14 protein-coding genes and 1 pseudogene are annotated in these 13,431 nt (G+C 60.7%); 9 read left to right on the forward strand and 6 right to left on the reverse strand.

Annotated features, from left to right (window positions below; genetic code table 11):
- The first annotated feature begins 48 nt into the window (after window positions 1-48).
- Window positions 49-636 carry a LysE family translocator gene (locus ACA053_RS13020; RefSeq protein ID WP_497317676.1) on the forward strand — a complete coding sequence of 196 codons (588 nt, stop codon included), beginning with the start codon at window positions 49-51 and terminating at the stop codon, window positions 634-636.
- Here the strand turns inward: ACA053_RS13020 and ACA053_RS13025 are convergent, their stop codons facing one another.
- Together ACA053_RS13025 and ACA053_RS13030 are read right to left on the reverse strand one after the other, a co-directional pair.
- A complete protein-coding gene (locus tag ACA053_RS13025; RefSeq protein ID WP_497317678.1) occupies window positions 637-1,470 on the reverse strand; it encodes an AraC family ligand binding domain-containing protein in 834 nt (277 codons plus the stop codon).
- Window positions 1,471-1,579: 109 nt separating this feature from the next.
- Window positions 1,580-1,708, reverse strand: a pseudogene (locus ACA053_RS13030) (VOC family protein); the annotation flags it as partial.
- A gap of 266 nt (window positions 1,709-1,974) precedes the next feature.
- Here ACA053_RS13030 and ACA053_RS13035 point away from each other — a divergent pair.
- Together ACA053_RS13035 and ACA053_RS13040 are read left to right on the forward strand one after the other, a co-directional pair.
- Window positions 1,975-2,223, forward strand: coding sequence for a transmembrane sensor/regulator PpyR (locus ACA053_RS13035; RefSeq protein WP_497317680.1), 249 nt, complete (start codon window positions 1,975-1,977; stop codon window positions 2,221-2,223).
- A complete protein-coding gene (locus tag ACA053_RS13040) occupies window positions 2,223-3,377 on the forward strand; it encodes an NnrS family protein (protein ID WP_497317682.1) in 1,155 nt (384 codons plus the stop codon). The genes ACA053_RS13035 and ACA053_RS13040 overlap by 1 nt, the downstream gene beginning before the upstream one ends.
- On the opposite strand, the gene ACA053_RS13045 is transcribed toward ACA053_RS13040, so the two are convergent.
- On the reverse strand, window positions 3,374-4,291 hold the full coding sequence (locus ACA053_RS13045; protein WP_109630503.1) for a LysR family transcriptional regulator: 918 nt from the start codon (window positions 4,289-4,291) through the stop codon (window positions 3,374-3,376). The genes ACA053_RS13040 and ACA053_RS13045 overlap by 4 nt on opposite strands.
- Before the next feature lie 113 nt (window positions 4,292-4,404).
- Here ACA053_RS13045 and ACA053_RS13050 point away from each other — a divergent pair, with 113 nt between their 5' ends.
- The 5 genes from ACA053_RS13050 to ACA053_RS13070 all read left to right on the forward strand — a co-directional run bounded on the left by ACA053_RS13050 (window position 4,405) and on the right by ACA053_RS13070 (window position 9,488).
- Window positions 4,405-5,256 (forward strand): oxidoreductase, encoded by an 852-nt coding sequence (locus ACA053_RS13050; RefSeq protein WP_497395828.1) that lies wholly within the window; start codon window positions 4,405-4,407, stop codon window positions 5,254-5,256.
- 314 nt (window positions 5,257-5,570) lie between these two features.
- Window positions 5,571-6,026 carry a (2Fe-2S)-binding protein gene (locus tag ACA053_RS13055; protein WP_010459764.1) on the forward strand — a complete coding sequence of 152 codons (456 nt, stop codon included), beginning with the start codon at window positions 5,571-5,573 and terminating at the stop codon, window positions 6,024-6,026.
- A gap of 24 nt (window positions 6,027-6,050) precedes the next feature.
- Window positions 6,051-8,219, forward strand: coding sequence for a xanthine dehydrogenase family protein molybdopterin-binding subunit (locus tag ACA053_RS13060; protein WP_497395830.1), 2,169 nt, complete (start codon window positions 6,051-6,053; stop codon window positions 8,217-8,219).
- Window position 8,220: 1 nt separating this feature from the next.
- Window positions 8,221-8,799, forward strand: a complete 579-nt coding sequence (locus ACA053_RS13065; protein WP_497395832.1) for a hypothetical protein — start codon at window positions 8,221-8,223, stop codon at window positions 8,797-8,799.
- Between the two features lie 74 nt (window positions 8,800-8,873).
- Window positions 8,874-9,488, forward strand: a complete 615-nt coding sequence (locus tag ACA053_RS13070; protein WP_497317692.1) for a GGDEF domain-containing protein — start codon at window positions 8,874-8,876, stop codon at window positions 9,486-9,488.
- Window positions 9,489-9,497: 9 nt separating this feature from the next.
- Here the strand turns inward: ACA053_RS13070 and ACA053_RS13075 are convergent, their stop codons facing one another.
- A complete protein-coding gene (locus ACA053_RS13075) occupies window positions 9,498-9,923 on the reverse strand; it encodes a VOC family protein (protein WP_497317694.1) in 426 nt (141 codons plus the stop codon).
- A gap of 116 nt (window positions 9,924-10,039) precedes the next feature.
- Between ACA053_RS13075 and ACA053_RS13080 the strand changes: the two genes are divergently transcribed.
- Window positions 10,040-10,906 carry a LysR family transcriptional regulator gene (locus ACA053_RS13080; protein WP_497317696.1) on the forward strand — a complete coding sequence of 289 codons (867 nt, stop codon included), beginning with the start codon at window positions 10,040-10,042 and terminating at the stop codon, window positions 10,904-10,906.
- 97 nt (window positions 10,907-11,003) lie between these two features.
- Here ACA053_RS13080 and fabI read toward each other — a convergent pair whose 3' ends face one another.
- Entirely contained in the window at window positions 11,004-11,798 is a 795-nt protein-coding gene (gene fabI, locus ACA053_RS13085; protein ID WP_008152082.1) for an enoyl-ACP reductase FabI, read from the reverse strand.
- Window positions 11,799-11,819: 21 nt separating this feature from the next.
- On the reverse strand, window positions 11,820-13,430 hold the full coding sequence (locus ACA053_RS13090) for an ABC transporter ATP-binding protein (RefSeq protein ID WP_497395834.1): 1,611 nt from the start codon (window positions 13,428-13,430) through the stop codon (window positions 11,820-11,822).
- Window position 13,431: the final 1 nt, after the last annotated feature.

The raw sequence follows: 13,431 nt of genomic DNA on the forward strand, positions 1-13,431 counted from the left end.
GCTCAGTACCTTGAGCGCTGGTTTCTCTGACATTGAAGAAGGTGTGCGATGAGTCTGATTGTCTCCATGGCGACATTTGCGTTGGTTGCTTCGATAACGCCTGGGCCGGTGAACATTGTTGCGTTGAGTTCGGGGGCGCAATTCGGTTTTCGTGCCAGTCAGCGGCATGTGGCCGGGGCCACGTTGGGCTTCGTTTTACTGCTGGTGCTGATGGGCCTGGGGTTGCATGAGGTGTTGCGGCTGTGGCCGGCGCTGACGCGGGTGGTGCAACTGGCCGGCGTGGCGTTTCTGTTGTTCATGGCCTGGAAACTGGCGGCGGACGACGGCCACATCGACGCGAAAGAGTCGCGCCGGGCACCTTCAATGCTGTACGGCGCGGTGATGCAATGGCTCAACCCGAAAGCCTGGCTGGCGTGTGTGGCAGGCATGGGCGCCTTCGTCGCGGACGGCGAGGCGCGGTTGGTCTGGCAGTTTGCGGCGGTGTATCTGGTGATCTGCTACGTATCCGTCGGATGTTGGGCGTATGCCGGCACCTTTTTGCGCGGGTACTTGAGCAATCCTGCGGGCATGCGCCTGTTCAACCGGATCATGGCGTTGCTGCTGGCGGTGAGTGCTGCGTACCTTTTGATGCCCTGATCAGCCGCGATATTGCCCCGGTGTGGCCGCCAGATGCTGCTTGAACACCCGCTGAAAATGCGCCTGGTCGGCAAATCCCGCTTCCAGCGCAACATCAGCAATCAACTTGCCGTTGCGCAATTGATCACGGGCGAACTGGATACGCCGGTTGACCAGAAATGCGTGTGGCGTCATGCCGTGATGCTGCTTGAAGGCTCGAATGAGATAGGACGGCGACAGTTGAGCCGCTTCGCAAATGTCCTCCAGTTTGAGCGGGTGTGTGCAGTGATCGCGAATATAGTCGGCCGCCCGTTCCAGCTTGAAATTGGGTTCGCGCAGCGGTTGATCGATCGGGTTGAGCCGCTGTTGCACCTCGGTGAAAAACTCCACCGCCGCACTGTGTTTGCACAACACGTCCTGCAGGGGATCCACCAGGATTTCGTACAGGCCGTTGAGGCCGGCGAACAGGTTGCCGTCGCGAGTGTGGGTGATGGAAAACCGCCGGAATGCCGAGTCCTGGCTGAAGCCGAGCTGGTGTTGCAGATCGGTCAGCCAGGGCGTCTCGACGTACAGCATCAAGTACGACCACGGCTGGTCGTCGATCGGATTGCAGGCATGGACATCATCGGGGTTCATCAACACCACGGTGCCGGCGCTGACTTCGAACTGCGCTTGCTCGTGAAGGTAGGTACTGCGCCCGGCCGTTATCGCACCGATGGAAAAGTGCTCGTGGGAATGCCGGGTGTAGCAGACCTCGCGGCCGTCGGCGATAGAGCGGGCTTCGATGAAGGGCAGGGCATCGTCGCGCCAGAAGCGGGGGGCTGTGTCAGCGTCTTTGGCAACGGTGTGCTTCATCGTCAGTGTCCCAGGCAGGCCAGCTACGGAGTGTATTAGCTCTCGCCATCAAAGGCTCGCTGCAAGGCGGCGATGTCGAGTTTTTTCATCTGCATCATGGCTTGCATGGCCCGTTGCGATTTCTTCGTGTGATGGCGGTGATTTTCGAATGATCGAAGATCGAACAGTAAAACTTCGCGGCCTCTTCGGCCTGAGTGTCGAACCAGAGGCAGGGAGTCAGTTTTTGCACACGTTGCATGGTGGTTTGCTCCTCTACGGGTTACTCATGCTGGATTATCAGCGTAGCCAGCTTGTAGGCGATTGGCTGGACCGTAGATCGACATGGGCCCTCAGATATAGGTGTGATCGAGTCTAAATGACAAATGTAGTAGTCATACTGACTATCTCTGAAAATGGTCGATATGACTCGAACTGCTTCAGGGGGCTGATTTACAAGGACTAAAAAACTGGCACGAGACTTGATAAGTAAAACGTACAACTGAACTGCTACGGGAGTACGGAAAAATGTTCGATTTCTTCAGCAATCCTCAGAACGTTCTGCACCTGTCGAGTCGTGTACTGGGCGCTGGCCTGGCGCTGCTTTTGGCAGGCATCTACGGCGCATACCTCTACAACGGCCACCTGCCCATCGTGGTGCTGGTGTCGATGCATGCGATGACCATCATCGGCCCGACCTTACTCAAGATCGGCTATGTCATGCGCCTGCTGGCCCAGCATCGCTTGGGCACAGGCCTGGTAAGGGTTGCTGCCTGATGCGCAGACTCGCTGCTGCACCGGTCTTCAGTCTCGGGTTTCGACCGTTCTTTCTGGCAGGCGCCGGATTCGCTGCGATCGCGGTGGCGATCTGGGCGCTTTGGCTGTTCGGCCGATTGCCCGGCGCGCAGCCTGTGGGCGGGATGCTGGCCTGGCACCGGCATGAAATGCCGTTTGGTTTTGCCACGGCGATCATCGCCGGATTCTTGCTGACTGCAGTGCCCAATTGGACAGGGCGTCCCGGCCTAAACGGCTGGCCGCTGATGGGGTTGGTGCTAGTGTGGCTGCTGGCGCGACTGGCCTGGTTACTGCCCATTTCCGATAGCCTGTTGCTGGCCTCGCAAGTGCCTTTTCTTCCACTGCTGGCCTGGGCGATCGGACGGGATCTGGTGGCCGCCGGCAAGCGCGACAACTACCCGATTCTGTTGGTGATCGCGCTGATGGCCGGCTGTCAGGGCATAACGCTGTGGGGCATTGCGATTGATGACGCAGTCCTGCAACGGCATGGCGTGTTGTCGGCCTTATGGCTGGTGGCGGCGTTGATGACCGTGATCGGTGGCCGGGTCATTCCCTTCTTCATTCAGCGCGGCTTGAACCGTGCCGCTGCATCCGCCGCTCCCGCGTTGCCAACTCAAGTATTGCTTCTGAGCAGCCTGGTCGCGGCGATGTCCTTTGCTGGCGGGTTGAACGATGAGCCCAGGCGTTTGCTGGCGGCGTTGTTTCTACTGATGGGCGCGCTGCACCTGCTGCGCTTGTGGCGCTGGCATGACCGGGGTATCTGGCGCGTGCCGCTGCTCTGGTCGCTGTACCTCGCGTATGCCTGGCTGGTGGTTGCCGCGCTGGCGATGGCGTTGTGGCATGCGGGCCTGATGCCGCAGCAAAGTCTGGCCACGCACGCCTTGGCGGTCGGCGGTATCGGCGGGTTGATCCTGGCGATGATTGCGAGGGTCAGCCTGGGTCATACCGGGCGCCTGTTGCAGCCGTCGAACACGGTGGTGCTGGGGTTTGCGTTGCTGGTGATCGCCGCGTTGAGCCGGGTGTTTCTGGTGCCGTTTTCCGGGTTCGGTCTAGGCCTTTCGGCGCTGCTTTGGAGCAGTGCTTTCGGCCTGTTTCTCCTGCACTACACCGGCATCTTGCTCAAACCGAGGCTTTAACGTCCCAGCGCACCGCGATCGGCGATCCACTGCGTGGCCATATCGATAAAGGCGCGCAGTTTCGGTTGAGTCTGGGTGCGGCTGGGAAAGTACAGGTACAACGCCGAACTCAGCGGCACAAACGGCTGCAGTACCGGCTCCAGCTGACCGTTCGCCAGCTCGTCGATGATCTCCAGATTGCAGGCGTAAGCCAGTCCGAGCCCGTTCCGGGCGGCGCAGACCAGCAGCTTGCGATCATTGACGAGCACGCTACTCTCGACGCCCACCGTGAAGTCCCGCCCGTCGCGGCGAAACTCCCAGCGATGCGCGCTGCCGGAACTGGCAAAGCGGAAGCCGATGCACTCATGACGGGTCAAGTCTTCCGGGCTGAGCGGTTTGCCGGCCTTGGCGAAGTACGCCGGCGAGCCCACCACCGACCATTGCAGGTCCGGCGTCAGGCGCACGGCGATCATGTCTTTCTCGATGGACTCCCCCAGCCGGATCCCGGCATCGAAACCGCTCTCCATGAGGTCGACCGTCGCGTCGTCCAGGGAGATGTCGAGGCTGACCTGCGGATAAGCCTGACGGAACAGCGGCATCAACGGCTCGATCAACAAGGCGCCGGACAGGCGCGGGGCGGTGATGCGCAACGTGCCCATCGGCTGGTCGCGAAAACCGCTGAGCACTGCCAGGGCTTCATCGATTTCATTGGCTGCCGGGCGCAAACGGGCAAACAGGCTGGCGCCGGCTTCGGTCAATGCCACGCGCCTGGTGGTGCGTTGGAACAGCAGCACGCCGGTGCGCCGTTCCAGCAGTTTGATCGCGTGGCTGACCGCCGTGGGCGTGACCGCCAACCGGGTAGCGGCGAGGGTGAAGCTTTTGTGCTCGGCCACCGCCAGAAACTCGGTCAAGCCGTCGAAAGGATCGTGATTCATAAAGCCGCCATTATGAAAGACAGTTTCATAGTGCTTGTAACACGAGGGCATTTTTCCGGCCAATCTTCCTGCGTACCTTGTGCTCACCCCAACCCAAAACAAGGAACTCGATCATGACCACCTCCCACACCTTTAAACGTGTCTGGCTTATCACTGGCGCTTCCCGCGGAATCGGCGCCAAGATTGCCGCAGCGGCTTTGGCCAACGGCGACGCGGTGGTGGCGACTGCCCGTGATGCAAGCAGCGTCACTCAACGTTTTGGCACGCAACCCGCGTTGCTCGCGGTGTCCCTGGATGTCACCAACGAAGCCCAAGGCATTGCGGTTGCCAACGCAGCTATCGAGCACTTCGGGCGCATCGATGTGCTGGTCAACAACGCCGGCTTCGGTTTGCTGGGCGCGGTGGAAGAAGCCAGCGCCGATGAAGTGCGCCGGGTGTACGAAACCAACGTCTTCGGCTTGCTGAATATCACTCGCGCCGTTCTGCCGTACATGCGCGCCGCCCGCAGTGGGCATGTGATCAACCTGTCTTCGGTGGGTGGTTATGCATCGGGGCCTGGCTTTGGCGTCTACTGCTCGACCAAGTTTGCCGTCGAAGGCCTGAGCGAAGCGCTGCACGCCGAGTTGGCGCCGGTGGGTGTCAAAGTCACCGTGGTTGAGCCTGGTTACTTCCGGACCGAATTCCTCGAGGGCAATTCCCTGGTCGAATCCCCGTCGACGATTGCCGACTACGACAGCACGGCGGGCGAGGTCCGCAAAATTGCCAAAGCCGTGACCCTGAATCAACCGGGCGACCCGGACAAGCTCGCCCAGGCCGTGATCACTCTGGTGGAAGCGAAAAAAGCACCGCTGCGCTTGCCGTTGGGCAGTGACTGCGTCGCGGCGATCGAAGCCAAGAACGCCTTCGTCGCCGATGAATTGCAGACATGGCGCGAGGTGTCGGTGTCCACCGATTTCCAAGCCTAAGCTCGGTCCGTAGCAGCTGCCGAGCCTGCGAGGCTGCGTTCGGCGACGCAGTCGTCGTGAAGTCAGACCCCGCGGTGCCTCAAGAGAACCGTGTTCGCAGGGTTTACGACGACTTCGTCGCCGGACGCAGCCTCGCAGGCTCGACAGCTGCTACAAAGCACCCCGGTTCGCCTTTCATTGTGTGACCGGTGGTCGATGAACCGGTCTCCCTCGGCATTTTGCGCTTAGCTGTAGGGATAACCCGAGGCGCGCGTGGGCATTTTGTTGTCACAGCGACGCCCCTTCAGAGCACCGTGAGTCTGAGGAAATTGGCAATGCTGACCCTGAACATCAATGGCAAGGATCAGGAGCTGGATGTCCCCGCGGACATGCCGCTGCTTTGGGTCCTGCGCGATGTCGCGCACCTGACCGGCACCAAATTCGGTTGCGGCATGGCCCAGTGCGGCGCCTGCACCGTGCACGTCGACGGCGCGCCGCTACGCTCCTGCATCACGCCCGCCACTGCGGTGGCCCACGGGCAAAAAATCCTCACCATCGAAGGCTTGTCCACCGACGGCTCGCATCCGGTGCAGCAAGCCTGGGCCGAACTCGACGTCGTGCAGTGCGGTTACTGCCAGTCCGGGCAGATCATGTCCGCCGCCGCGTTGCTGGCGAAGATTCCCAAACCCACCGACAGCGACATCGATCAGGCGCTCTCCGGCAATATCTGTCGCTGCGGCACCTACCCAAGGATCCGTGCCGCGGTCAAACGCGCCGCCGAGATCGGTTGATGCCACGTTGAAGGGAGTTTGAACATGAACAGTATCAACCCGGTATCACGTCGCGGTTTTCTCAAGGGCAGCGCACTGTTGGGCGGTGGTCTGGTGGTGGCGTTCGTCATCCCCGGTGCTCATCGCTTTGCCGTGGGCGCGGAGAATGAAGGAAACGTTTTTGCGCCCAATGCGTTTTTGCGGATCGGCAACGACAACGTCGTCACCGTACTGCTCGGCCACTCGGAAATGGGCCAGGGCATATGGACCGGCCTGACCATGTTGATCGCCGAAGAACTGGACGCCGACTGGTCGAAAATCCGCGTCGAACATTCACCTGCCTCGGCCGCTGACTACGGCATGGCGGGGTTCGGCGGCATGCAGATCACCGGCGGCTCGACCTCGACCTGGATGGAGTTCGATCGTTACCGGCAGGCTGGCGCGGCAGCGCGCTTGATGCTGATCGATGCCGCAGCCAAACGTTTCAATGTTGCGCCCTCGGCGATTCGCACCGAGTCGGGCGTGGTCATTGCCGGCGACAACCGCGCGACCTACGGTGAACTGGCGGACGACGCCGGCAAGCTACCGGTACCGGATCCGGCATCGATCAAGTTCAAGGAGGCCAAGGACTGGAAACTCATCGGTAAACCCACCAAGCGCCTGGACACGCCAGAGAAAATCACCGGCCGCGCCAAGTTCGGCATGGACGTGCAATTCGAGGGCTTGATGACCGCCATGGTGGTCCGTTCGCCCGTGTTTGGCGGCAGCGTCAAATCCTTCGAAGGCGCCGAGGCGCTGGCCGTGCCGGGCGTGCATAAAGTAGTGCAGGTGCCCACGGGCGTGGCGGTTATTGCCGACCATTACTGGGCGGCAAAACTGGGGCGCGATGCGCTGAAAGTCGAGTGGGACTTGGGGCCGAACGCCGGCCTCGACAGTCAGAAACTGCTGGAGAGTTTCCGCAAGCTCGCTGCCACCCCCGGCACCTCGGCCAGCAAGGCCGGGGATACCACCGCAGCACTGGGCAAAGCGGCCAAGACCGTCGACGTCGAATACAGCGTGCCGTACCTGGCCCACGCGCCGATGGAACCGCTTAATTGCACGGTGAAAATCAGCAAGGACAAATGCGAGATCTGGACCGGCACGCAGTTCCAGACCCTGGATCAAATGATCGCGGGCAAGATCACCGGGCTCAAGCCCGAACAGGTCGAGATCCACACTGAGTTTCTCGGGGGCGGCTTCGGTCGGCGGGCCAACCCGACCTCGGATTTTGTCGCTGAAGCCGTGCAGGTCGCCAAGGCGGCAGGCGGGCCGGTGAAAACTGTCTGGTCCCGGGAGGACGACGTGCGCGGCGGTTACTACCGCTCGGCGTTCCTGCATCAGGCTCGCATCGGCCTGGACGCCGGCGGCATGCCGATCGCCTGGAAACATGTGATGGTCGGTCAGTCGATCATGGCCGGCACCATGCTTGAAGCAACGATGGTCAAGGACGGGGTAGACAAGACCTCGGTCGAAGGCGTCGCTGACAGCCCTTACCTTGAAGGCCTGGCCAATCACCAGGTGGAACTGCACTCACCGACCACCGGCATCAGCGTGTTGTGGCTGCGTTCGGTGGGGCACAGCCACACGGCGTTTGTCATGGAATCGTTGATTGATGAATTGGCGGAAGCGGCCGGCAAGGACCCGGTGGAATACCGACGAACCTTGCTCAAGATGCATCCGCGGCATTTGGCGGTGCTGAACCTTGCCGTCGAGAAAGCCAACTGGAAGGCACCACTGCCGGACGGCCACGCGTTGGGTGTGGCGGTGCACGAATCCTTCGGCAGTTACGTGGCCCAGGTTGCGGAAGTGTCGCAGGACAACCTGAAAATCCGCGTGCACCGGGTGGTGTGCGCGGTGGACTGTGGAATTGCGGTCAACCCGATGAGCATCGCGGCGCAAATGGAGTCCTGCATCACCTTTGGCCTCGGCTTTACCTTGCACAGCAAACTGACGTTCAAGGACGGCCAGGTGGTGCAATCCAATTACCACGACTATCAAGTGCTGCGGCTCAACGAAATGCCGGTGGTCGAAGTGCATATCGTGCCGAGCACCGAACGGTCCGGCGGCATCGGCGAGGCCGGTGTCCCACCCACGGCGCCGGCAGTAGCCAACGCGGTGTTCGCCCTGACCGGGCAGCGCTTGCGGGAACTGCCGTTGCAACTGTCAGGGGTGTGAGATGAGACGACATTTGATTCTGGGCGCGGTGGTGTTGATCGGCCTGGCCGGTTATGCCGAAGACCTGTTTGCTGACGATAAGGAAGCCATCAAGGCGTTTGATACGGTGCAGAAGGTTTTCCAGAGCCCGCGTTGCCAGAACTGTCATATCCCGGGCGATTCGCCGTTGCAGTTCGACGCTGGAATCCCGCACGCGATGAATGTCGTGCGCGGCATGGACGGCAAGGGCGCGGCCGGTCTGCCCTGCGCGACCTGTCACGCCGAGGCCAATCCGCCCGCCAGTTACGGGCCAAATACACCACCTGGGGCGCCGCACTGGAGCTTGCCGCCCGCGGCACACAAGATGGCCTGGATCGGGCTGCCGGCCGACCAGTTGTGCGCGATGATCAAGGATCGCTCCAGCAATGGGGACCGCGATTTCGCGGCGCTGATCAAGCACGTCAGCGAGGACAAATTGGTGCTCTGGGGCTGGAATCCGGGTGAGGGAAGGGCGCCGGTGTCGGTGCCGCACGACATTTTCGTCACTCAATTCAAGCTCTGGGCCGAGGCTGGAGGACCGTGTCCGGTGCAGGGCAGTTGACCGGCGGTCCGTTAGCAGGGAGTCAAACGCGATAGAGATGGCTCTAAAGGACATACCCATCACAGGAGTGAACAATGTTGGTTTCCGGCAAACCGGCTAAGCCCAGCCCCGATGCAGACAGCCTGCACGGGCCGAACGTACTTGAAACCGGCGTGCAAGAGCGCGACACGATGCGCAACCTGGCACGTGAGTTCGAACACCAGATAACGGCTGTGCAAATGGCGAGTATGGATGAGCTGACATTGTTGACCAACCTGCACGGCTTTCAGGTGCTGGCTCAGTTGTGGCTGGACGCCTGCCAGCATCTGGAGAAACCGGCGAGCCTGTTGGTTTTCGATCTCGACTCTTTCAAGCGCATCAACGAGGTGTACGGCCGCAGTGAAGGCGACAATGCCCTGAAGACCTTTGCCGACGTATTGCGCATCGCCTTTCGCGAAAGTGATGTGGTCGGGCGAGTAGGGGGTGATGAATTCGCCGTTTTGCTGACCGGTTCCAGCGCTGTGGAAGTCGCCGGGATCAGGACCCGGCTCGAGGAAATGCTCGACGAGCGCAACGCTACCGTCCATCGCTGTTACGACATTCGGTTCAGTGTCGCGCAGGTCGAATTCGACCCCGAGCATCACAAGACGGCGCAGGGCCTGATGGACGCCATCGAGCATGCCCGTCATCAGGGGGCTGTCAACTTTTGACCGGCGACGCTATTGGGCGAATAGCTGATTGATGTCCTTGAACGCCTTGAACTCCAGTGCGTTGCCGCAGGGATCGAATAAAAACATCGTCGCTTGCTCGCCCACCAATCCTTGAAAGCGAATCCCCGGTTCAATCACGAATCGGGTGTCGAGGGCGTTCAGTCGTTCTGCCAACGCCTCCCATTCCTCCATCCCCAGCACCACGCCAAAATGCGGCACCGGCACGTTATGGCCGTCCACGGCATTGGTGTGCGCCGCTTCCTGGGAAGCGTTTTTCGGTGCCAGGTGAATAACCAGTTGATGGCCGAAAAAATTGAAGTCCACCCAGTGGTCGCTTGAACGGCCTTCTTCCAGGCCAAACACTTCGCCATAGAAACGCCGCGCAGCAGCGAGATCGTAAACAGGGATGGCCAGGTGAAAAGGGGAGAGTTGCATCGGGTTTGCCTCGGAACTTCAGGAAAGATGAGGCTGAGTTTAGCGCTGTGCTTTTTGATGGAAAGACGATAGTTTTTGCGTCGAGCTCAAATTATTTCGATCAATCGAGAACGCTTATGTTGCGCGAATTGAAAACCTTCATCGCTGTGACGCGCTATGGCACGTTCGCGGCGGCCGGCATGCACATCGGCCTGACGCAGTCGGCTGTCAGCGCGCAGATGCGCAATCTGGAACAGGCGCTGGGCATTCGCCTGTTCGACCGCACCGGGCGCCAGGCGATGCTTAACGCCGCCGGGCAACGGGCATTGCCGATGGCGCGGGAGATTCTCGAAACGTTCAGTCGAATGGCCGTCAGCGAGGATGTCGGCGAGTATCGCGGCGAGTTGAAAATCGGCGCGGTGGCCACGGTCCAGACCGGGCTGCTGCCTCAGGCGTTGTTGCGCTTGAGGCAGCAGGCGCCGTTACTGGAACCGAAACTGGTGCCGGGCGTGTCATTGAATTTGTTGAGTCAGGTCGATACCGGCGAAGTGGATCTGGCGATCCTGATCAAGCCGCCGTTCGAGCTGCCCAAGGAACTGTCGGCGCAGGTGATTCGCCGGGAACCGTTTGTGTTGATCGTGCCGATGGACCTTGAGGGAGATGACCCGTTGCAGATCCTCGCGAATCACCCGCACGTGCGCTACGACCGCAATTCGTTTGGCGGACGTTTGGTGACGCGGTTTTTGCGTGAGCAGCAGATTGAAGTGCGAGTCGCGCTGGAACTGGATGAACTGGAAGCCATCGTGAAGATGGTCGAATGCGGACTCGGCGTTTCACTGCTGCCCGAGGCCGGGTTATGGCTTGAACATGGGGCGAAGGTCAGGATCATCCCGCTGGATGAGCTGACGTTTTACCGCGAGATCGTGCTGCTGCAACGCTACAGCCAACGCACACAGCCGATCCAGCAGCTGTTTGCCAAGTGCCTGACGGCGCCCGCCGACTAAACGCAAGCCCGCTCCCACAGGGATTTGCATCAGATCTGAAACCGCAGGCATAAAAAAACCCGCCGGAACCGGCGGGTTTTTAGTGGCTAGTGGAAGATCACTCTTCCAGGCTGCCCATCGCAGTGGTGTTGAAACCACCGTCTACGTACATGATTTCGCCGCTGATGCCGGACGCCAGGTCCGAGCACAGGAAGGCGCCGGCGTTGCCGACTTCGTCAATGGTGACGTTGCGACGCAGCGGGGTTTGCGCTTCGTTGGCGGCCAGCATCTTGCGGAAGTTCTTGATGCCGGAAGCGGCGAGGGTGCGGATCGGGCCAGCCGATACGCAGTTGACGCGGGTGCCGTCCGGGCCCAGGGATCCGGCCAGGTAACGAACGCCGGCTTCCAGCGAAGCCTTGGCCATGCCCATCACGTTGTAGTTTGGCATGGTGCGCTCGGCGCCCAGGTACGACAGGGTCAGCAGGCTGCCATTGCGGCCTTTCATCATTTCGCGGCCGGCCTTGGCCAGGGCCACGAAGCTGTAGGCGCTGATGTCGTGAGCGATGCGGAAACCTTCACGGGTGGTGGCTTCGGTGAAGTCGCCGTCCAGTTGGTCGCCCGGGGCGAAGCCGACGGAGTGCACGATGCAATCCAGGCCGTCCCACTTCTTGCCCAGTTCGACGAAGACCTTGGCAATTTCTTCATCGCTGGCCACGTCGCACGGGAAGCACAGGTCAGGGTTGGAACCCCAGCTCTGTGCGAACTCTTCGACACGACCCTTGAGTTTGTCGTTCTGATAAGTGAAGGCAAGCTCAGCGCCCTCGCGATGCATGGCGGCAGCGATGCCGGATGCGATGGACAGCTTGCTGGCGACACCGACGATCAGTACGCGCTTACCGGCGAGAAAACCCATGTGTTGCTCCTCTCTTTCAGGTTATTGCGCAGTGGCCGGAGCCAGGAAAGCGGCTTCCAGCAACTGCTGTGTATACGGATGTTGGGGGGCGGCAAAGATACTTTGCGCGTCTCCCTGTTCGACCACTTGGCCTTGCTTGACCACCATCAGCTGGTGGCTCAGCGCCTTGACGACAGCCAGGTCATGGCTGATAAACAGATACGTCAGGTTGTACTTGGTTTGCAGTGAACGCAGTAGCTCCACCACTTGGCGTTGCACGGTGCGGTCGAGGGCCGAGGTCGGCTCGTCCAGCAAAATCAACGCCGGTTTTAGCACTAATGCCCGGGCAATGGCGATTCTCTGCCGCTGCCCTCCGGAAAATTCGTGGGGGTAGCGGTTCCGGGTTTCCGGGTCCAGGCCTACCTCCTTCAGTGCCGCAATAATCGCTTGTTCCTGTTCCGCCTCGGTGCCCATCTTGTGGATCCGCAGGCCTTCGCCGACGATCTGGCTCACGCACATCCGCGGGCTCAGGCTGCCGAACGGGTCCTGGAACACCACCTGCATCTCCCGGCGCAACGGCCGAACCTCGGCCTGCGTCAGGCAGTCTAGCTGCTTGCCTTCAAAACGGATGGCGCCTTTGCTGCCGATCAGCCGCAAAATCGCCAGCCCTAGCGTCGACTTGCCCGAACCGCTTTCTCCCACAATCCCCAGGGTCTGCCCCTGGGGCAGGCTGAAATTGATCCCGTCCACCGCTTTGATGTGGTCGACGGTCTTTTTCAGAAAGCCTTTCTTGATCGGGAACCAGACTCTCAGGTCCTCGACCTGCAGCAGCGGCGGGCCAATAACGTTGGTCGCCGGCTTGCCGCTGGGCTCCGCTGCCAGCAGTTCCCGAGTGTACGGATGCTGCGGCGCGCGGAACAACTCTTCGCACGATGCCTGTTCGACGATGCAACCGCGCTGCATGACACATACGCGATGCGCAATTCTTCGCACAAGGTTCAAATCGTGACTGATCAGTAGCAATGCCATGCCCAGGCGGGCCTGCAATTCCTTGAGCAATTCGAGGATTTTCAGCTGAACGGTCACGTCCAGTGCGGTAGTTGGCTCGTCAGCGATCAGCAGTTCCGGCTCGTTGGCCAGGGCCATGGCGATCATCACCCGCTGGCGCTGGCCGCCGGACAGTTCGTGGGGCAGGGCTTTCAGGCGCTTCTCGGGTTCTGGAATGCCGACCATTTCCAGCAGTTCCAGCGTACGTTTGGTCGCGACTTTGCCGATCAAACCTTTGTGGATGCCGAGGACTTCGTTGATCTGTTTCTCGATCGAGTGCAGCGGATTGAGCGAGGTCATCGGCTCCTGGAAGATCATCGCGATCCGGTTGCCGCGGATGTGGCGGATGGTTTTCTCTTTCAGGCTCAGCAGGTCTTGCCCCGAATACTCGATGGTTCCGGACGGGTGCCGGGCGAGCGGGTAGGGCAGCAGTCGCAGGATCGAGTGCGCGGTCACCGATTTGCCAGAGCCGCTTTCGCCAACCAGGGCCAGGGTTTCGCCGCGCTTGATGTCGAAGCTGACGCCTTCCACCACCCGCTGACAGTGGTCGCCGACGACGAATTCGACGGCCAGGTCGCGCACTTCGATCAGATTGTCCTGATTCATT

The sequence above is a fragment of the Pseudomonas sp. LBUM1672 genome, assembly GCF_059695655.1.